This window comes from Lysobacter sp. Hz25 (genome assembly GCF_046097045.1).
Classification (GTDB): domain Bacteria; phylum Pseudomonadota; class Gammaproteobacteria; order Xanthomonadales; family Xanthomonadaceae; genus Lysobacter; species Lysobacter antibioticus_B.
Genome location: NZ_CP175666.1, coordinates 2,237,494 through 2,255,989 on the forward strand (window position 1 = coordinate 2,237,494; position 18,496 = coordinate 2,255,989).

At 67.4% G+C, this 18,496-nt stretch carries 15 protein-coding genes; 6 read left to right on the forward strand and 9 right to left on the reverse strand.

The window, feature by feature from the left end; all coding sequences use genetic code 11:
- Window positions 1-102: 102 nt before the first annotated feature.
- Both ACKN61_RS09535 and ACKN61_RS09540 read right to left on the reverse strand, forming a co-directional pair.
- Entirely contained in the window at window positions 103-861 is a 759-nt protein-coding gene (locus ACKN61_RS09535; RefSeq protein ID WP_223619365.1) for an enoyl-CoA hydratase/isomerase family protein, read from the reverse strand.
- Window positions 858-2,441 (reverse strand): DUF4139 domain-containing protein, encoded by a 1,584-nt coding sequence (locus ACKN61_RS09540; protein ID WP_408953275.1) that lies wholly within the window; start codon window positions 2,439-2,441, stop codon window positions 858-860. Before ACKN61_RS09540 ends, ACKN61_RS09535 begins: the two co-directional genes overlap by 4 nt.
- A 79-nt stretch (window positions 2,442-2,520) precedes the next feature.
- On the opposite strand from ACKN61_RS09540, the gene ACKN61_RS09545 reads away from it, so the two are divergent.
- On the forward strand, window positions 2,521-2,970 hold the full coding sequence (locus tag ACKN61_RS09545; protein WP_408953784.1) for a copper chaperone PCu(A)C: 450 nt from the start codon (window positions 2,521-2,523) through the stop codon (window positions 2,968-2,970).
- 276 nt (window positions 2,971-3,246) lie between these two features.
- On the opposite strand, the gene ACKN61_RS09550 is transcribed toward ACKN61_RS09545, so the two are convergent.
- The 5 genes from ACKN61_RS09550 to ACKN61_RS09570 form a co-directional block, all read right to left on the reverse strand.
- On the reverse strand, window positions 3,247-3,666 hold the full coding sequence (locus tag ACKN61_RS09550; protein WP_408953785.1) for an acyl-CoA thioesterase: 420 nt from the start codon (window positions 3,664-3,666) through the stop codon (window positions 3,247-3,249).
- Window positions 3,667-3,812: 146 nt separating this feature from the next.
- Window positions 3,813-6,734 carry an excinuclease ABC subunit UvrA gene (gene uvrA, locus ACKN61_RS09555; RefSeq protein WP_408953276.1) on the reverse strand — a complete coding sequence of 974 codons (2,922 nt, stop codon included), beginning with the start codon at window positions 6,732-6,734 and terminating at the stop codon, window positions 3,813-3,815.
- 276 nt (window positions 6,735-7,010) lie between these two features.
- Entirely contained in the window at window positions 7,011-7,907 is an 897-nt protein-coding gene (locus tag ACKN61_RS09560; protein WP_408953277.1) for an OmpA family protein, read from the reverse strand.
- Window positions 7,908-8,186: 279 nt separating this feature from the next.
- Entirely contained in the window at window positions 8,187-10,262 is a 2,076-nt protein-coding gene (locus ACKN61_RS09565) for a S8 family peptidase (RefSeq protein ID WP_408953278.1), read from the reverse strand.
- A 1,022-nt stretch (window positions 10,263-11,284) separates the two neighbouring features.
- Window positions 11,285-12,751: an OmpA family protein gene (locus ACKN61_RS09570; RefSeq protein WP_408953279.1), complete on the reverse strand. Its 1,467-nt coding sequence runs from the start codon at window positions 12,749-12,751 to the stop codon at window positions 11,285-11,287.
- Window positions 12,752-13,111: 360 nt separating this feature from the next.
- Here ACKN61_RS09570 and rplU point away from each other — a divergent pair, with 360 nt between their 5' ends.
- The 3 genes from rplU to obgE all read left to right on the forward strand — a co-directional run bounded on the left by rplU (window position 13,112) and on the right by obgE (window position 14,991).
- On the forward strand, window positions 13,112-13,432 hold the full coding sequence (rplU, locus tag ACKN61_RS09575; RefSeq protein ID WP_031371912.1) for a 50S ribosomal protein L21: 321 nt from the start codon (window positions 13,112-13,114) through the stop codon (window positions 13,430-13,432).
- A gap of 12 nt (window positions 13,433-13,444) precedes the next feature.
- Window positions 13,445-13,705 carry a 50S ribosomal protein L27 gene (gene rpmA / locus ACKN61_RS09580; RefSeq protein ID WP_031371911.1) on the forward strand — a complete coding sequence of 87 codons (261 nt, stop codon included), beginning with the start codon at window positions 13,445-13,447 and terminating at the stop codon, window positions 13,703-13,705.
- Between the two features lie 218 nt (window positions 13,706-13,923).
- On the forward strand, window positions 13,924-14,991 hold the full coding sequence (gene obgE / locus ACKN61_RS09585) for a GTPase ObgE (RefSeq protein WP_408953280.1): 1,068 nt from the start codon (window positions 13,924-13,926) through the stop codon (window positions 14,989-14,991).
- Between the two features lie 24 nt (window positions 14,992-15,015).
- Here the strand turns inward: obgE and ACKN61_RS09590 are convergent, their stop codons facing one another.
- A complete protein-coding gene (locus ACKN61_RS09590; RefSeq protein WP_408953281.1) occupies window positions 15,016-15,213 on the reverse strand; it encodes a hypothetical protein in 198 nt (65 codons plus the stop codon).
- 76 nt (window positions 15,214-15,289) lie between these two features.
- Complete coding sequence (gene rpsT, locus ACKN61_RS09595) at window positions 15,290-15,559, reverse strand: 30S ribosomal protein S20 (RefSeq protein WP_031371909.1); 270 nt, start codon at window positions 15,557-15,559, stop codon at window positions 15,290-15,292.
- Window positions 15,560-15,686: 127 nt separating this feature from the next.
- On the opposite strand from rpsT, the gene murJ reads away from it, so the two are divergent.
- Entirely contained in the window at window positions 15,687-17,321 is a 1,635-nt protein-coding gene (gene murJ, locus ACKN61_RS09600) for a murein biosynthesis integral membrane protein MurJ (RefSeq protein ID WP_408953282.1), read from the forward strand.
- A gap of 165 nt (window positions 17,322-17,486) precedes the next feature.
- Window positions 17,487-18,494 (forward strand): bifunctional riboflavin kinase/FAD synthetase, encoded by a 1,008-nt coding sequence (locus ACKN61_RS09605; RefSeq protein ID WP_408953283.1) that lies wholly within the window; start codon window positions 17,487-17,489, stop codon window positions 18,492-18,494.
- Window positions 18,495-18,496 lie beyond the last annotated feature (2 nt).

An 18,496-nucleotide genomic window follows, 5' to 3' on the forward strand; every position in this document is an offset into this window, starting at 1 on the left:
TACCCCTAAAGACGAATCAAAGGGTAGGAGCGGCGCAAGCCGCGACCGCGAATCGCATAAGGCGATACAAGCGCCGATGTGTGGTGCGAACGATCGAGTCGCTTACTTGCCCAGCTTCGCCACCAGCGCCTTGAGCGCGCTCTGCGTGTCTGGCGAATACCAGGCGTCGACGAAACGGTCGAGCTCGATGTGCTCCGGACGCAGGGCTTCGACCAGGTCGGCGCGGGCGAGCTGGCGGGTGTGCAGCATCGCGCTGCGCGGCAGGCTGAGCAGTTGCTCCAGCCAAACCCGGCCGCGCTGGGCGACGTTTTCGATCTCGACCAATTCATCGACCAGGCCGATCTGCAGGGCGGTGTCGGCATCGACCATCTCGCCGCCGACCAGCAGGCGTTCGGCGCGATAAGCGCCGACCACGCGCCGCATCAGACGCTGGATGCCTTCGGGCGCGACCAGGCCCACCTGGGTTTCGTTGAGGCCGATGCGGTACGGGCCCGAGGCCATGATGCGGTAGTCGCAGCACAGGGCGAGCACGCAACCGCCGGCCGGCGCATGGCCGCCCAAGGCCGCGACCACCGGCAGCGGCGCCGCGGCGAGCGTGCGGGCGAGGCCGAAGAAAGCCTGCCACGCCAGCAGCAGGTGATCGCGCTGGTCGCCGAGCGAGAGCAGATACGGCACGTCGAGGCCGGCCGAGAACACCTTCGGCCCGCCGCTGAGGACGATGCCGTGGGCGCCATGGTGCACGGCCTGTTCGATGGCTTCGCGCGTTTCGTTGCACAACTGCGGGTTGAGGGCGTTGACCGGCGCGCGCGCCAGGCGGATTTCGACGATGTCGCCGTGGGTCTGGGTTTCTACGAAGCTCATGGTTTGACGTCCTGGGGCCAGCGGTAGCGCACGGTGTAGGTCAGCTTGGTTTCGCCGCCGGCGGGCACGGCCACTTCGAACTGGGCGTGGCGCGCATCCTTCTTCTTCGACGGCAGGCTGGACGACACGATCTCCCAATCGGTCCAGCGCGGCAAGGGTTCGATCACCCGAACCGTGGCCTCGTGCTTCTTTGCGTTCTTGATCGTCACCACGAACGATTCGGTGATGGTGCGTCCGGTACGGTCGAGCTGGAAACCGCTCGCTTCGCGGGTGCTGCTGAGGTCGAAGACCTTGCCGAGTTGCAAGCGGATCTCGGCGCCCTGCGGCGTGTGCGCGAGTTGCGATTCGCCGAGGAAATCCTTGCCGTCGAAGGCGCGCACGCGTCCGGCCGGCAGCGGCAGGCCGAGGCCTGAGGCCTTGTCGTTCTTGAACTCGACCTTGGACATCACCGGCACGTCGCCGGTCTGGCCCTGGAAGTTCGGATCGATCAACGGCGTGGGCGGGCGCCAGTCGTTGTCGCCGGCCTCGATCGCGTAGATGCGTTCGCAAGCGACCGCGCCGTTGCGCGGGAACAGGGCGATGCGTTCGGTGCTGCCGCTGCCGAGCGTGACCGGCTGCGGCAGATCGTAGGCGTGGTATTCGCCGGCGGCGCGCTCGACCGGCATCGCCGCGTCGGCGGCCTGGGCGATCGGCGCGGCCGCGAAGCGTTCGGCGTGGCCGCCCATGACGCCGATTTCCTCGCGACGGGTGCGATTGGGCTCGCCGGCGACCAGGCTCAATCGGGTCTGGTTGAAGCCCGAGCCGGAGCGATTGGCCACCAGCGCGGCGCCGTCGAGCGCGAGCTTGCATCCCTGGCCCGGGGTGAGCGTGGCGAGGTATTCGGCGCGCCAGGCCATGCCGCCCATCGGATACGACAGCACGAAGTCGGCGTCGCCGGCCTTGTCGGCGTTGACCGTCCACTGCAAGGCCGATTGGCGCGGCAGCAGGTTGTCGTTGTCGACTAGGCTGAAGCTGTCGTAGCTGCGGATCACCTTGATGCGGCCGTCGTCGAGCGCGAGGGTCAGGCCGTCGCCGGCCGACAACAGCAGGCCGCTGTCGGTCTGCTTGGCGCCGCCGGCGGTGTGTTCGACCGTGACCTTGCGGCCGATCGCCACGCCGACCACGTTCTGCGCGCCCGAGACCGGGGCGATATAGCGCTGTCCGACGATCGCTATGCCGTTGCTGCGCGGCTGCAGCATCGCGGCCTCGGTGTCCATTGACGGCGGCAGGGACTTGCTGGACAACGCATTGCGGCCGCTCTTGAGCGTGTAGCGCAACGGCCGTTCGACCAGGGCGTAACCGGGCATACCGACATTGGGGGCGCGTGCGTTGGCCAGCGCCTCGTAGTCGCCGCTGTAGACGGTGAGCCGGCTTTCGCCGCCGGGCGCATCGCCGGCGGGGGCGTCGGCAGGAGCCTCGGACCCTGCGGCGGGGCCGGCCGAAGGTTTGTCGGCGTCGCCGGAGGGTGCGCCGGAACAGGCGGCCAATGAACAGGCCAGGGCGAGCAGGCTGAGCGGATGCTTCATCGTCAACTCCTTCATGGTCAACTCCTCCACAGGCGGGAGGTATCATAGGCCGATGAACGTATCTGGCATCCGAACGGGGTTGACGCTCGCCGCCATGCTGGCCGCGGCGTCGGTATTTCAGGCCGGCGCGCAGGGCCGCGCCGCGCAACAGGCCAAGGCGCCCCCGGGCAAGGCCTGCGCCGCGCAGGTCCGCGACGGTTGGGTGCGGATGCCGCCGATGCAGATGCCGATGATGGCCGGCTTCGGCCGCATCGAGAACCGCTGCTCGGTGCCGGTGACCATCGTCTCCGCCAGGAGCGCGGCATTCGCCGACGTGTCCCTGCACGAGACCCGCATCGTCGACGGCGTCAGCAAGATGCGCGCGGTGCCCGAGCTGCGCATCGCCCCGGACGGTTCGGCCCAGCTCAAGCCGGGCGGCCTGCATTTGATGCTGATGCAGCCGCACAAGCCGCTCAAGGAAGGCAGCCGCGTCGCGGTCGAATTCGCGCTGAAGGACGGCGGCTCGCTGTTCGGCGAGTTCGAGGTGCGCAAGGCCGCGCCCTGAGTCCTTCCGGTCCTTTCCCTGCTGGAGCGGCGTAAGCCGCGACAACGGGCGCGCAGAGCCGGCAACATCGACGCAATCGCTCGAAGCCGCGTCCCACCCTGGGGCAGGAGCGGCGTAAGCCGCGAGCGCGGAAATCCCACGTCGCTATCCGAAACGGGCCGCGCGGGGCGACAAGGAAATCTGGGGTGTCCGGGCTTCGGTGGCTGCGCTTGCGTACACCACTTCGGTTGGTCGCGGCTTACGCCGCTCCTACAGAGGTAGCGTGGGTCGGAACGCTCAGGCGCCGCCGCAGGCCGCGCGCACCGGCTCCGGCAACGCGGCCGGTTGGCCGGTTTCGCGGTGGATCCACACCAGCACGACGTTGCCGTCGCAGTACACCGCCGAGGTATCGGTCGCGCCGACGATGCGGTGGCCGATACTGAGGCTGGTGTTACCGAGGCGCTCGACGAACAGTTCGATGTCGAGTTCGTTCGGCCATTCGATCGGGCGGCGATAGTTGAGATGCGCCGCCGCGACCACCGGTGCGACGTGTTCGTCCATGCCGTGGCCGGGCAGGGTCACCATCCAGCGCAGGCGCGCTTCCTCGAGGTAGCTGAGGAACTTCGAGTTGTTGACGTGGTTGAAAGCGTCGAGGTCGCGCCAGCGCACCGACAACGGCACCCGGATCAGGGCCGGCGGGGTCGCCGGTACGGTCACCGCGACCTGCGCTGCGGCAGTCTCGGCGGTATTGCTCGAAACGGTCGCGAGGTCCGCGGCCGGAGCCGCGGCGGCCTTGCGTGTGCGCGGCGCACGCTTGCGCGGCGCCGCTTTCTTGCCGCCCGCGGGCGGCTGCTGGGTATCGGTCATGCAGCGGATTTCTTCTTGGCGCGCGACGCGGTCGCAGCGGGGACGGTCTTTTTCGCCGCCGGCTTCTTCTTCGCCGCGTCCGCTTTCGGCGTGCCGAGCAGCGGGGCGAGGAAGTGGCCGGTATGCGAATGCGGCAGGGCGGCGATTTGCTCCGGCGTGCCGGTGGCGAGGATGGTGCCGCCGCGATGGCCGCCTTCTGGGCCCAGGTCGATGACCCAGTCCGCGGTCTTGATCACGTCGAGGTTGTGTTCGATCACCACCACGGTGTTGCCGTCATCGCGCAGGCGGTGCAGGACCACCAGCAAATGCTCGATGTCGTGGAAGTGCAGGCCGGTGGTCGGCTCGTCGAGGATGTAGAGCGTGCGGCCGGTGTCGCGCCGCGACAGCTCCTTCGACAACTTGACGCGCTGCGCTTCGCCGCCCGACAAGGTGGTCGCGCTCTGGCCGAGCTTGATGTAGCTCAAGCCGACGTCCATCAGCGTTTCGAGTTTGCGCGCGATGGTCGGCACCGCCTCGAACAAATTCAGCGCCGCCTCGACCGTCATCGACAGCACGTCGTTGATGTTGTAACCCTTGTACAGAACTTCCAGGGTTTCGCGGTTGTAGCGCTTGCCGTGGCAGACGTCGCAAGGCACGTAGACGTCTGGCAGGAAGTGCATCTCGACCTTGATCAGGCCGTCGCCCTGGCAGGCCTCGCAGCGTCCGCCGCGCACGTTGAAGCTGAAGCGGCCCGGCGAGTAGCCGCGCGCGCGCGCTTCCGGCACCTGCGCGAACAGCTCGCGCAGCGGCGTGAACAGACCGGTGTAGGTGGCCGGGTTCGAACGCGGGGTGCGGCCGATCGGCGATTGGTCGATGTCGACGACCTTGTCGAACAACTCCATGTTCTCGATCGAACGATACGGCGCCGGCGTCTGCGAAGCGCCGTTGAGTTCGTTGGCGGCGAGCACGTACAAGGTGTCGTTGATCAGGGTCGACTTGCCCGAGCCGGATACGCCGGTGACGCAAGTCAGCAGGCCCGAGGGGATGTCGAGGTCGACATCCTTGAGGTTGTTGCCGGTGGCGCCGCGCAGATGCAGCATCGCCTTCGGATTCGGCTTGTGCCGGTTCTTGGGGATCTCGATCTTGCGCTTGCCGCTGAGGTACTGGCCGGTCAGCGAACGCGGCGCCTTCAGCACGTCGGCGAACTGCCCCTGGGCCACGACTTCGCCGCCGTGCACCCCGGCGCCGGGACCGATGTCGACGATGTAGTCGGCCAGGCGGATCGCGTCTTCGTCGTGTTCGACCACGATCACGGTGTTGCCGAGATCGCGCAGCCGGGTCAGGGTGCCGAGCAGGCGCTCGTTGTCGCGCTGGTGCAGGCCGATAGAGGGCTCATCGAGCACGTACATCACGCCGACCAGGCCGGCGCCGATCTGGCTGGCCAGGCGGATGCGCTGGGCCTCGCCGCCCGACAGCGAATCGGCCTTGCGTTCGAGGGTCAGGTAATCCAGGCCGACGTCGACCAGGAAGCGCAGGCGGTCGACGATCTCCTTGACGATCTTGACCGCGATCTCGCCGCGCCAGCCCGGCAGTTCCAGGGCCTTGAAGAACTGCAGCGCTTCGTCGACCGGCAACACCACCAGTTCCGGCAAGGGGCGTTCGGCGACGAACACGTTGCGCGCGGCGCGGTTGAGGCGCGCGCCGCCGCAGTCGGGGCAGGGGCGCTGGCTGATGTACTTGGCCAGTTCCTCGCGCACCGCGGCCGACTCGGTTTCGCGGTAACGGCGCTCCAGGTTCGGCACGATGCCTTCGAAGCGATGCTTGCGCTGGCTGCGGCCGCCGTTCTCGGTGAGGTAGGTGAAGCTGATCAGCTCATCGCCGCTGCCGTACAGCACCGCCTTCTGCACCGTCGCCGACAGCGACTGCCAGGGCGCGTCGACGTTGAACTTGTAGTGCTTGGCCAGCGACTGGATCAGCTGGAAGTAATAGGCGTTGCGGCGGTCCCAGCCGCGCACCGCGCCAGCCGAGAGCGACAGCTCCGGGTGCACGACCACGCGGCTCGGATCGAAGAACTCGGCCACGCCGAGGCCGTCGCAGGTCGGGCAGGCGCCGACCGGCGAGTTGAACGAGAACAGGCGCGGTTCCAGCTCGGGCAGCGAGTAATCGCAAACCGGGCAGCTGTACTTCGACGAGAACAGCAAGGGCGCGGTGTCGGCCTTGTCGAGCGAGTACACCTGGGCCATGCCGTCGCCGAGCTTGAGCGCGGTCTCGAAGGATTCGGCCAGGCGCTGCTTGATGTCGTCTCGCGGACGGAAGCGGTCGACCACCGCTTCGATGGTGTGCTTGACCCGCAGCGCCAGCGGCGGTACCGCGTCGATCTCGTACAGCTCGCCGTCGACGCGCACGCGCACGAAGCCCTGTGCGCGCAGTTGCTCGAACACCTGGGCGTGCTCGCCCTTGCGCTCGCGGATCACCGGTGCCAGCAGCATGTAGCGCTGCTCCGGGTCCAGCGCCAGCGCCTGGTCGACCATCTGGCTGACGGTCTGCGCTTCGAGCGGGTAGTGGTGGTCGGGGCAACGCGGCGCGCCGACACGTGCGTACAGCAGACGCAGGTAGTCGTAGACCTCGGTGATCGTGCCGACGGTCGAACGCGGGTTGTGCGAGGTGGATTTCTGCTCGATCGAGATCGCCGGCGACAGGCCTTCGATGTGGTCGACATCGGGCTTTTCCATCACCGACAGGAACTGCCGGGCGTAGGCCGACAGCGATTCGACATAGCGTCGTTGGCCTTCGGCGTAGATCGTGTCGAAGGCCAGCGAGGATTTACCGGAACCGGACAAGCCGGTGATCACGATCAGCTTGTCGCGCGGCAGATCGAGATCGATGTTCTTGAGGTTGTGCGTCCGCGCGCCGCGGATGCGGATGTAGTCCAGCGCCATCGGGTGCCTGCAAGGGGGGAGGGCCGCCGGCGCGAAACGCGACGGCGAACAGAGGAGCGTATCGAGTGGGCTAGGTGGGGGCAAATCCGGAAAACGGAAGCCTCGGGACCCGCCGCGCGAGGCCCGTGGGGCCTGGGGTTCACCGATGGCGGCCGCGGCGCCGGCCGGCGCGCACCGGCGTGCGCGCCGGCCGAGTGCGCAAAGACGACGGGGTCATCGGCCCCGTCTGACGGGTTCAGCTTGCAAGGCCGGGGCCGAGCGGCCCCGGCCGGCGGGTCATTTGACCGGATTGAAACGCAGCGGCGTCGTCGCCGTGCCGGGTTCGCCGCGGGTGTCGAGCGCGCCCGGGTTGGCGCCGGCGACGATCAGCTGGACCTTGACCGCCTCGGCGCGCTGGCGCGACAGGGCTTCGTTGTCGGCCGGCTGGCCGGCGCTGCCGCCGGGCCCGACGATCTCGAAGCGCGCGTCCTTGGGCCCGGCCTGCAGGGCCTTGGCGGCGCGGCTGAGGATGTCGAGGCTGGCCGGCGCGATGCGCGCGCTGCCCTCGTCGAAGCGCAGGTTCATCAGGTTCAGGGCCTTGGCGATTTCGGCGCTGCCGGCCTTGCCGGGTTCGAGCGCGGCCAGGGCCTGCGCGGCGGCGTCCGAGGAGGCCGCCGCGCCGCCGACGCCCTCGAACAGGCCGGCGTAGTTGTAGCCGGGGAACAAGGCCTTGGCTTTCTCTAGCAGGGTCACGCGGTCGGCGTCGGAGGCCTGGCCGCTGAGCTCGATGGTGGTGCCCTGGAAGCTCACCGCGGCGCCGGGCATGGTCAGCGCCGCGGCGAATTGCGGCAGTTTGTCCTGCCATGGGGCCGGTTTGGCGGCCTTGTCGACGTTGAGGCTGCCGCTGATCTGGCCCATGTAGGCCTGGGTCAGGGCGGTACTCAGCGCCTTGCGCGTGGTTTCGCTGTCGACGGTGCCGTCGTAGCGGATCGCGCCGTTGTTGTTGACCAGGCTGAGCTTGGCGTCGAAACGCACGACCGGCGCGGCGACCGGCGCCGGCGTGGCCGCCGTCGCGCTCTCGTCGGCCGGAGGGGAGGGCTTGTCGCAGCCGGCCGCGCCGGCGATCAGCACGGCCAACAACAGGCCGCTGCGAGCGAGGGCGGGGCGGCGTGAGGCGGATGAAGGATGGCGCATGAAGTCTCCGCTGTTCTGGAACCGGGATTCGTGAGTATGGAGCGCTTGCGCGATGGCTGAAGCGTGCCGAATGTGGCCGGACGATGAGCGACCGCAGGCCGCGTCGACCGGGACGGCGATGGAGTGCCTTATGTCGATCCGAAGTCGTCGGGCGCGGGCGGTCGCTGCGCCGCAACGCTGCGACGATGGCCACGACCGTCGATCGAACGGGGCCGATCCATCCCCGGAAAAAACGAAGGGCCCAGCGATCCGGGCCCTTCGCGATTGCCTACGCTGCGATCACTTGCTGGAGTTGTACTGAATCTCCACCGGATCCGCGCATTCCTGCGTCTGGTTGTTGCACAGCTTGTAGCTCATGGTGCCGCTGCCGATGATGCGGAAGGTATCGGTGTTGGCGCCGGTGTTGCGCACGGTCTTGAGGATCGCGCCGTTGCGGTAGATGTCGATGTTCTTCTTGCCCTTCTCCCACGACAGGTTGACCGAGGTGCGGTGGTTCGGCAGCGCGCTGGCCTTGGCATCGACCCGACGCGGCCAATTGGCGTCGACGAAGCTCGGGTACAGCGACATGCCCGCCGAGGCGCGATAGCCCTTGACGTTGACATACCACACGCCGCCCTTCGGGGTCGGGAAGAAGCAGGTCTCGTTGTTGCTCGCGGTGAACGGACGGCAGTCGTAGGACGTGTTGGTCGGTTCCGCGCCGTACTTCACGTAGATGTCCGAATCGCCGGTGCCGCCGTACATGGCGAACAACAGGTTCGACGCGCCGTTCGGCACCAGCAGCTGGTACTTGATCACGCCGTTGGCCGCGACTTCGATGTTGGTCACGGTGATGCCGTTCTCCAGCTCGATCGGCGGCTCGGGTTCCGGCGCCTGCGGATCCGGCGGCAGCGGCTCGCTGCCGTTGGCCACGGCGACCGCGTGACGCGCGTCGACGATGCCCGAACCGCAGGGGTTGGCCCAGCTGCAGCCGCCCGGCAGGCCGCCGACATGGGCGGTGTTGACCAGGATCTTCTCGATCTCGGCCGGGGTCTTCGGCGTGGTCGCCGCGGACTGCATCAGCGCGACCACGCCGGCGACGTGCGGCGCCGCCATCGAGGTGCCGGCCATCCAGGCGTAGCCCGGGCCTTCCTGGCCCTGCAGGCCGAGGTTCAGCGTCGACAGGATGTTGTCGGCCGCCGGCTGCGCACCGGAACCGCCCGGTGCGGCGACGTCGATCTTCGGGCCGAAGTTCGAGTAGCTGGCCAGGGTGCCGGTCGGGCCGACCGCGGACACGGCGATGACGTTGTCGCAGTTGGCGGGCGAGAAGTTGGCCACGTCGCCGCCCGAGTTGCCGGCGGCGATGACGACGGTGGTGCCGCGCGCGCGCGCGGCGTCGAACGCGGTCTGTTCGGCCACGCTGCAGGCGCCGCTGCCGCCGAGGCTGAGGTTGATGACTTCGGCCGGGGTCGCGTTGTCCGGCACGCCGGTAACGCTGCCGCCCGAGGCCCAGGTCACGGCATCGATGATGTCGGAGGTGTAGCCGCCGCACTTGCCGAGCACGCGCACCGGCTGGACTTTGGCGCCATGCGCCACGCCGGCGACGCCGCTGGCGTTGTTGGTGGCCGCGGCGATGGTGCCGGCGACGTGGGTGCCGTGCCAGCTGCTGTCTTCCGGGACGCCGAAGATGTTGCATTCGCCGGCGTGCCAGTCGCCCGGATCGTTCGGGTTGGCGTCGCGGCCGTCGCCGTCGACGCTGACTTCCTGGTCGATGATGAAGTCGTAGCCCGGCAGGATGTTGGCGTCGAGATCGGTGTGCGGGGTGATGCCGGTGTCGAGCACCGCGACCACGATGCCGTCGCCGTCGGTGATGTCCCAGGCCGGTTCGAGGTTGATGCCGCCCGGACCGTTCTTGTAGTGCCACTGCTGCGCGTAGCCCGGATCGCTCGGGACCATCGTCTTTTGCTTGAGCAGATCGGGTTCGACCGCGATCACGCTCGGGTCCTTCATCAGCTCGATCGCCAGCTCCTTCATGGCAGCGGTATTGAGCTTGGTGTCGGTGCGGATCAGGCTGGCGCCGGTGGCCAGGGTGCGCATCGGGGCGATGCCGATGCCGAGCTTGCCGGCGGCGTTGGCGTACTGCTTATTGACCGCGGCAGCGCTGAGCTTGGCGTTCGCGCCGGGCGCGCGGGTGACGATGAAGCGGTCGTAGGTCTGGGCAGCGGCCTTCTTCACTGCCTTGGCCGAGGTCGTCGCTTTCGGTCCCTGCAACTTCGAGAACGTCTGCAGCTTGCTGCCCGAGTAGGCAGCCGGAGCGACGAGTACGGCGGTCGCGATAGCCAGTGCGGTCCATTTCAATGAACGTTCTTTACGATTCATGACAAACATCCTTGATCCTTTCGTTGCGCATGATCCCCTTCGCATCCCCTGTCGAGCGTCGGGCCTTGGTCCGCGGAGGCGGTGCCGAAAACCTCCGAGGTACTTCCTTGAGCAGCCGGCCGGCATCCATCCGGGAGCGGGTCGGGCTGCGGGATTGCTGACGAAGACGCATTCGTCTGCCTGCACGCGCGCAAGGCGGCGTGAGTGGGTGGGAGAATGCGTCTGTTGCGCAGGAGCGAAGCTCCAGCGCTGGAAACCGGTATGGCGGACGACTCGAACGGCATGCACGGGATACTGGAATTCAACGCGACGGCATCATCGTGGCGCGTCTGCGTCGCAGAGGCTGCGCTACGAAGTGCTGTTCCTTGTCGCGCGACCCCAAGCTGTCGCTCGGGATCGAAGCTAATTGAGGCCGGTGGGTGCGTGCAAGTGTCGTTTACGCCGTCATGACCGCATGAATGCGACTGGGCTCACAGACGGCGCCGATGCGCGCGCGCGGCGCGATCGTGAAAGCGATCCGTTGATGCGGGAAATCAAGGGGTTTTCTGCGTCGAACGGATGCGCGCGAGCGCTTGCGCGCATTTTCGCTTCGAGCAAAATTTCTTTCGGAACTGTGAACTGTGTCGGCCTCTTTGCGTCGCCATGCCGGGTTTTTTCTTGATCGGATGCGCGGTTCTTCAAGCGACGTGCGACACAGGGCGGAGGCGCGCTGCGAAGCTGCGCTATGAAGAGACGATGTGAACGCACGCTGCGAACGCGAGGTTCGATATCGAGTGTTGCGATGTTGCAGGCGCGCAACATCCCGAACATCGCCGATCGACCGCAACAACGAACGCGCCGAAGCGCAGTCGCCAGTAAAGAACGGCGCCGGGACGCATCCGTTCAGAACAAAAAGCACCGAGGCGCCTGCGCAAGAACAAAGGGCGCCGAGGCGCAGTGGCAAAACAAAGGGCGCCGGAGGCGCAGTCGCAAAACAAAGGGCGCCGAGGCGCCCTTTGTTCCGATCCATGATCGCTGGCCGCTTACTTGAGCACGGTGAATTCCATGCGACGGTTCTGCGCCTTGCCTTCTTCGCTGGCGTTGTCGGCGATCGGCTTGTCCTGGCCGTAGCCCTTGCCGAGCAGTTGTTCGCCCGGCACGCCGAGTTCGACCAGCTTCGCGGTGACGGCGTTGGCGCGATCCAACGAGAGCTGCAAGTTTGCCGCGGCGTCGCCGGTGTTGTCGGTGTGGCCGCCGACTTCGATGCGGGTGCCGGCCGGAGCGGCCTTGATGGCCTCGGCCGCTTTGGCGAGCGTCTCGTAGCTGTCGCGGGTGATCGTGGCCGAACCGGTGTCGAAGTTGATGCCCGACAGGTTCAGCGCCTTGATCAGATCGTCGGCGCTGAAGCCGGCCTTGAGCGAGGACAGCGCCGCCATCGCCTTGTCCCACAGGCCGCTGATCTCGAAGCCGCCGAAACCGCTGCGCAGCTTCTGCGACAGCGCGAAACGTTCCGCTTCCGGCAAGGCCGAGGTGTCGATGGCGATCTTGTCGCCGTCGAAGCCGAGCTTGACGCCGCGGGCCTTCAGGTCCGGCAGTAGGGCGATCAGCTTGTCCATCCACCCGGCCGGAGCGGTCGCTGCGTCGACGCTGATGTCGCCGTTGACGTTGTCCGCGCCGAAGGTGGCCTTGATCGCATCGAGCAGCTTGGTCTTCTCGGCGTCGCTGGCGACCTGGCCACTGACGCTCGCCTTGCCGTCGACGTTCTCGAAGCTGAAGCGCGGGTTGGCCTGCGCCGCCGGCGCCGCGATCGGCGCGGTGGAGGAGACCGAGCTGTCGGTGCTGGAGCCGGCGACGACGGCCTCGTCCTTCTTGCAGCCCTTGAACAGCAGGAAGGCAGCGATCAGCAAAGCGCCGAGCAACAGCCAGGGCAGGATCTTGCCGAGACCGCTGCCGGTCTTCTTGGCTGCGTAGGCCGCCGCATCGGCGGTCGCGTCGGCGGCATGGCCGACCGCGCGCGCGCCGCCGGCCACCGCACCGCCCACCGCGGCGGCGCCGGCCGCCAGCGCGCCCCAGCCGAAGCGGCCGAGGTCGCCGAGCCAGTCGGCGATGCCGACGACCCAGGACTTCAGGGTCTCGGGGATGCCGGTCGGCTCCTTGCCGCCCTCGGTCAGCTCGTTGATCAGGTTCGGCAGCAGGCCGCCGATGGCGCCGGCGGTGGCCGAGACCGGGGCGCCCAGCTTGCCGGCGATCGCGCCGATCAGCGGCGCGCCGAAGACGTGATCGACCTGCGCGGCGCTGATCGATTCGTTCGGGCCGGTGCCGACCCAGGACTGGATCAGACGCCCCAGGCCCTTTTGTTCGAACAAGCGGACGAAGCCGGCGAAGCCGCCGCGTTTCTCGTCGAAGATCAGGGCGATCAGGACGCCGACCAATTGGCGGGCCTTGTCGTTAGTCAGGCCGAAGCGGCCGGAGACGTCGCTGATGAGGTTGTCTAACAGGTCGATGCGCATAGTGCTTTCCATAGAATGTGTGATGCGCATCACGAAAAATGGACGCGCACCGCCGATTTATCACGTTCCCGCCAGGATTTGCACAGTCGAACCGGCTTTTTTGCGCGCGGACGCGACCCGGCGGACGGACGGCGTCCGTACGGCCACGAACGGGCGCGAGTGGTCAAGAAAGCACATTGAAAGCACACTAGAAGGCACATTCGAGTGGGCGACAGGCCGGGGCCATCCGGCGCGGGCGGGGCGGGAGGCGGACAAAGCTGGGGCGATTTGACCCTAAGCCCTTGGCCCCGCTACAATTCCGCTTCTGTCCGCCCGCTTGGGCGCGGCAGCGACCAAAATAACTACAGAGGAATCCTGGTCATGTACGCAGTTCTCGTCACCGGCGGTAAGCAATACCGCGTGATGCAAGGCGAAAAGCTCCGCGTCGAATTGCTCGACGTCGAAGCCGGCAGCGAAATCAAGTTCGACACCGTGCTGATGCTCGGCAACGGTGAAGGCGTCACGCTCGGCGACGCGCTCAAGGGCGCCAGCGTCACCGCTAAGGTCGTCGGCCACGGCCGCGCCGACAAGGTGCGCATCGTCAAGTTCCGCCGTCGTAAGCACCATCGCAAGCAGATGGGCCACCGTCAGCACTACACCGAAATCGAGATCACCGGCATTGCCGGTGGCGACAACAAGTAAGGAGAAGCCGCCATGGCACATAAAAAGGGCGTAGGTTCCACCCGCAACGGCCGCGACTCCAACCCGAAGTACTTGGGCGTGAAGATCTACGGCGGTCAGGCCATCGAAGCCGGCAACATCATCGTGCGTCAGCGCGGCACCCAGTTCCATCCGGGCGCCGGCGTCGGCCTCGGTCGCGACCACACGCTGTTCGCGCTGGTCGACGGCAAGGTCGAGTTTTCGACCAAGGGCCTGAAGAAGCGCCGCACCGTCAGTGTCGTCGCCGCCGAGTAATTCTGGCGCGACGTACTGCGAGGAGCCCCGCTTCGGCGGGGTTTTTCGTTTACGGGCCGGGAATCGGGATTAGGGAATCGGGATTCGCAAAGGCGAAAACCCGGTACTTCCACTGTCGCTACAATCCCCGTATCCCCGTATCCCCGTATCCCCGTATCCCCGTATCCCCGTTGTTGTTTTTACGATTCCCGAATCCCCATTCCCCATTCCCGGCTCTTATGAAACTCGTAGACGAAGCAGAAATCAAAGTCATCGCCGGCAACGGCGGCAACGGCTGCATCGGCTTCCGTCGCGAGAAGTTCATTCCGCTCGGCGGGCCGGACGGCGGCGACGGCGGCGCCGGCGGCAGCGTGTGGCTGGTGGCGAACGAGAACGTCAATACGCTGGTCGATTTCCGTCACCAGAAGCAGTTCCGCGCCCAGCGCGGCGAGAACGGCATGGGGCGGCAGGCCTACGGCAAGGGCGGCGACGATCTGGTCATCGTGGTGCCGGTCGGGACCGTGGTCACCAATGTCGAAACCGACGAGATCATCGGCGACCTGGTCGCGCACGGCGATCGTCTGCTGGTGGCGCACGGCGGCAAGGGCGGCCTGGGCAACATGCATTTCAAGAGCTCGATCAACCGCACGCCGCGCAAGGCCCTGCCGGGTCTGCCGGGTGAGGAGCGCGAGCTCAAGCTGGAGCTGAAGCTGCTGGCCGACGTCGGCCTGCTCGGCTTCCCGAATGCCGGCAAGAGCACCCTGATCCGCGCGGTGTCGGCGGCGACGCCGAAGGTCGCGGACTATCCGTTCACTACGCTGTACCCGAATCTCGGCGTGGTCAGCGTCGAAGCGCACCGCAGCTTCGTGATCGCCGACATCCCGGGCCTGATCGAAGGCGCGGCCGACGGCGCCGGCCTGGGTGCGCAGTTCCTGCGTCATCTGCAGCGCACGCGCCTGTTGCTGCACCTGGTCGACGTCGCGCCGATGGAGGGCGGTGTCGAGGGTGTGACCCCGGCCGAGCAGGTGCGCGCGATCGAGAACGAGCTGCGCAAGCACGATCCCGAATTGCTCGAGAAGCCGCGTTGGCTGGTGCTCAACAAGGCCGATCTGTTGCTCGAAGAAGAGCAGCGGGCGGCGGCGCAGGCGGTCATCGACGAGTTGGGCTGGAAGGACCGCTGGTATCTGGTCTCGGCCATCGGCCGCGAAGGCACCTGGCCGATCATGCGCGACGTGATGGCGTTCTTCGACCGTCAGCGCGCCGATGCCCTCGAAGCCGCGAGCGCTGCCGGCGACCATGTTCCCTGAGCCGCAGGCTCGCCGGAACCCGAATCAATCCAGGCTGCGGCGCGCGATGCGTCGCGGCCTTGCCGTGGGCGGGGCGTTCGGTGTTGCGCGGGCACTGAGTCCGGCGCGTTCGAGCGCGGATGTCGCCGTGCGCATGCGCGACTTCAAATTCGCTTCACCGATGGCGCCGATGATGCGTGCGGTGCACAGCGCGAAGAACTCCGCCGCAGGTTCCGCCGACATGTCCGTCGCGGCATCGGCCGCAAAACGAAAAAGCCCGGCCGAAGCCGGGCTTTTGCGTCACGTCGCGAGCGACGTATCAGGCGGCTGCCAGTGCCTTGATGCGGGCCGACAGGCGGCTCTTGTGACGGGCAGCTTTGTTCTTGTGAATCAGGCCACGGGCACTGAAACGGTCGAGGATCGGCTGAGCGACGTCGAACGCGGACTTGGCACTGGCGGCGTCGTTCTCGCCGAGGGCCTTCAGCACCTTCTTGACGGCGGTACGCAGCATCGAACGCTGGCTGGCGTTACGGGCGTTACGCACGACAGTCTGCTTGGCGCGCTTCTTGGCGGACTTGATGTTTGCCACGAGTGGATTCCTGGAATATTTGGTGAAAAGCGTTAATGAAACTGGGCGGTGAAATGCAGTTACGGAAAATCAGACCCAAAAGTATGGGCGATTCAGTGGGTTGCGTCAACTGGAAGAGGGCGGGGCGATGAGCAAGGGTAGCGGCTTGCTGCGTTCTTCGGCCATTTTCAGCGCGATGACCTTCATTTCGCGGGTTTCCGGCCTGATCCGGGACCAGGTCTATGCGGTGGTGTTCGGGGCCAGCCCGGCCATGGACGCGTTCTTCGTGGCCTTCCGGATCCCGAATTTCATGCGCCGGCTGTCGGCCGAGGGCTCGTTTTCGATGGCCTTCGTGCCGGTCCTGGCCGAGTACAAGCAAAAGCACGACCAGGCCGCGGTCAAGGAGCTGATCGACCGGGTCAGCGGCACCCTCAGCGCCTTCCTGCTGGTCCTGACCGCGGTGGTGATCTTCGCCGCGCCCTGGGTCATGGCGCTGTTCGCCCCGGGTTTCGAGCCCGGCAGCGAGCAGTACCGGATGGCGACCCAGATGCTGCAGATCACCTTCCCGTACGCCTTGTTCATCTCCCTGGCCTCGCTGGTCGGCGGGGTGCTGAACAGCTACGAGAAGTTCGCCATCCCGGCCTTGTCGCCGGTGTTGCTGAACGTGTCGATGATTGCCGCGGCGGTCTGCGCCGAGCGGGTGTTCAGCCCGATGGGCCTGAACCCGGTGCTGGCCCTGGCCTGGGGCGTGTTGCTCGCCGGCGTGCTGCAGCTGGGCTTCCAGTTGCCGGCGCTGGCCAAGCTGGGGCTGCTGCCGCGGCCGCGCTGGGGCGGGGCGCACGAGGGCGTGCGCAAGATCATGCGGTTGATGGTGCCGACCCTGTTCGGCTCGTCGGTGGCCCAGGTCAACCTGTTGTTGAACACCGCGATGGCCTCGTTCCTGATCGCCGGCAGCGTGACCTGGCTGTACCTGACCGACCGCCTGCTCGAATTCCCGCTGGGCATGTTCGGCGTCGCCATCGGCACGGTGATCCTGCCGCATTTGTCCAAACGCCATGCCGCGACCGACCCGCAGGGCTTCTCGAAGGGCCTGGATTGGGGCTTCCGCCTGTGCCTGCTGATCGGCGTGCCGGCCTGCCTCGGGCTGGTCTTGTGCGCCGAGCCCCTGGTCGCGTCGCTGTTCCAGTACGGCCGCCTGACCGCCCACGACACCGCGATGATCCGCCTGAGCCTGATGGCGCAGTCGATCGCGGTGCCGGCCTTCCTGCTGGTGAAGGTGCTGGCGCCGGCGTTCTACTCGCGCCAGGACACCAAGACCCCGGTCAAGTCAGCGGTGGTGTCGGTGATCGTCAACCTGGTCTCGACCGCGGGCCTGTTGCTGGCGGTGCTGTACCTGACCGAAGCCGGCCGCGCCGCCCTGCACAGCAGCGGCGGCGACCTGCGCCGGGCGCTCGGCGAAGTGCCCGGCGCGCATGCCTGCCTGGCCCTGGCCATCGCCATCGCCGGCTGGGTCAACGCCCTGCAACTGGCCTGGTACCTGCGCCGCTCGAAGGTCTATGCGCGTCAGCCGGGCTGGGGCCGCTTCCTGCGCCAGATCGCGGTCGCCAGCGTGGCCATGACGGTCGTGGTGCTGGGGCTGTTGTGGTTCTGGACCGGCTGGACCGGTTGGCCGTGGTGGGAGCGCGCCTGGAAGCTCGCGGTCGTGGTCGGTGCCGGCGGGGCGTTCTACGGCGCCGCGCTGTGGCTGCAGGGCATCCGCATGCGCGATCTGCGCGGCCATTGAACGCTTCGCGCCATGGCCGGCATCGTGAGTCGACCGCCGCCTCGGCCCCATTGAGATGGCGGCCGCGTTCAGCGGCCCCGTTGAGAGCGGCGGGTGGCGGCTATACTTCCTGATTCATCCTTCACGCAATGTCCCGGTTCGTCCGGGTCCCCACGCCGGACACTAATGAGCAGGCTGTTTCGTGACGTCGAGGGCGGGCCGCGGTGCCCGCACGGCAGTGTGGTCTGCATCGGCGCCTTCGATGGCCTGCATCTCGGGCATCGGGCGTTGGTGCGCCACACGGTTTCGCGTGCGCGCGCCCTGGGCGTGGAGGCAGTCGCGCTGAGTTTCGAGCCGCTGCCACGCGAGTTCTTCGCTCCGGCCGCGCCGCCGCCGCGTCTGTTGTTGCCGCGCGCCAAGGCCGAAGGCCTGCTGGCGCTGGAGGCCGACCAGGTCGGCCTGTTGCGTTTCAACGGCCGTCTCAGCGCCTTGAGCGCCGAGGAGTTCGTGCGCCGCGTGCTGGTCCAGCGCCTGTCCGCGCGCGAGGTCTGGGTCGGCCCGGAGTTCCGTTTCGGCAAGGCCCGCGGCGGCGATATCGCCCTGCTGCGGCGCATGGGCGAAGAGGGCAGGGCCGAGGGCCGGGGCTTCAGCGCGCACGAGATCGAACCGGTATTGCTGGACGGCGAGCGCGTGTCCAGCACGCGCATCCGCGAGGCGTTGTTGGCCGGCGATTTCGCTACCGCCGCGCGCTGGCTCGGGCGCCGCTATGCGATCGGCGGCCACGTCGTGCGCGGTCAGCAACTCGGCCGCACGCTTGGCTTTCCGACCGCCAACCTGCGCTTCGGCGGCAAGACCCCGGCTTTGTCGGGGATCTATGCGACCTGGGTCCACGGTGTCGGCGACCGCCCCTGGCCGTCGGTGTCCAGCCTGGGCACGCGGCCGACCGTCGCCGGGGTCGAGCCCTTGCTCGAAGCGCATCTGTTCGACTTCGACGGCGACCTGTACGGTCGACGCATCGAGGTCGAATTCGTCGCCCACCTGCGTCCCGAATTGAAATTCCCCGACTTGCCGGCGCTGACCGAGCAAATGCACCGCGATGCCGAACAGGCGCGCGGTCTGCTGCGACTGGACTCGCAACGCGCCGCCGCGCCGTTGCCGGCTCCGCTTGCGGCAGCGACCCAAACACCTGCATGAGA

What these genes read in the sequence shown, in the direction of transcription:
- ACKN61_RS09565 (WP_408953278.1), bottom strand. Translation starts at nt 10,262, where the DNA reads ATGAATCGTAAAGAACGTTCATTGAAATGGACCGCACTGGCTATCGCG.
- ACKN61_RS09570 (WP_408953279.1), bottom strand. Translation starts at nt 12,751, where the DNA reads ATGCGCATCGACCTGTTAGACAACCTCATCAGCGACGTCTCCGGCCGC.
- ACKN61_RS09540 (WP_408953275.1), bottom strand. Translation starts at nt 2,441, where the DNA reads ATGAAGGAGTTGACGATGAAGCATCCGCTCAGCCTGCTCGCCCTGGCC.
- rpmA (WP_031371911.1), top strand. Translation starts at nt 13,445, where the DNA reads ATGGCACATAAAAAGGGCGTAGGTTCCACCCGCAACGGCCGCGACTCC.
- ACKN61_RS09560 (WP_408953277.1), bottom strand. Translation starts at nt 7,907, where the DNA reads ATGCGCCATCCTTCATCCGCCTCACGCCGCCCCGCCCTCGCTCGCAGC.
- rplU (WP_031371912.1), top strand. Translation starts at nt 13,112, where the DNA reads ATGTACGCAGTTCTCGTCACCGGCGGTAAGCAATACCGCGTGATGCAA.
- murJ (WP_408953282.1), top strand. Translation starts at nt 15,687, where the DNA reads ATGAGCAAGGGTAGCGGCTTGCTGCGTTCTTCGGCCATTTTCAGCGCG.
- ACKN61_RS09590 (WP_408953281.1), bottom strand. Translation starts at nt 15,213, where the DNA reads ATGTCGGCGGAACCTGCGGCGGAGTTCTTCGCGCTGTGCACCGCACGC.
- uvrA (WP_408953276.1), bottom strand. Translation starts at nt 6,734, where the DNA reads ATGGCGCTGGACTACATCCGCATCCGCGGCGCGCGGACGCACAACCTC.
- obgE (WP_408953280.1), top strand. Translation starts at nt 13,924, where the DNA reads ATGAAACTCGTAGACGAAGCAGAAATCAAAGTCATCGCCGGCAACGGC.
- ACKN61_RS09545 (WP_408953784.1), top strand. Translation starts at nt 2,521, where the DNA reads ATGCTGGCCGCGGCGTCGGTATTTCAGGCCGGCGCGCAGGGCCGCGCC.
- ACKN61_RS09535 (WP_223619365.1), bottom strand. Translation starts at nt 861, where the DNA reads ATGAGCTTCGTAGAAACCCAGACCCACGGCGACATCGTCGAAATCCGC.
- ACKN61_RS09605 (WP_408953283.1), top strand. Translation starts at nt 17,487, where the DNA reads ATGAGCAGGCTGTTTCGTGACGTCGAGGGCGGGCCGCGGTGCCCGCAC.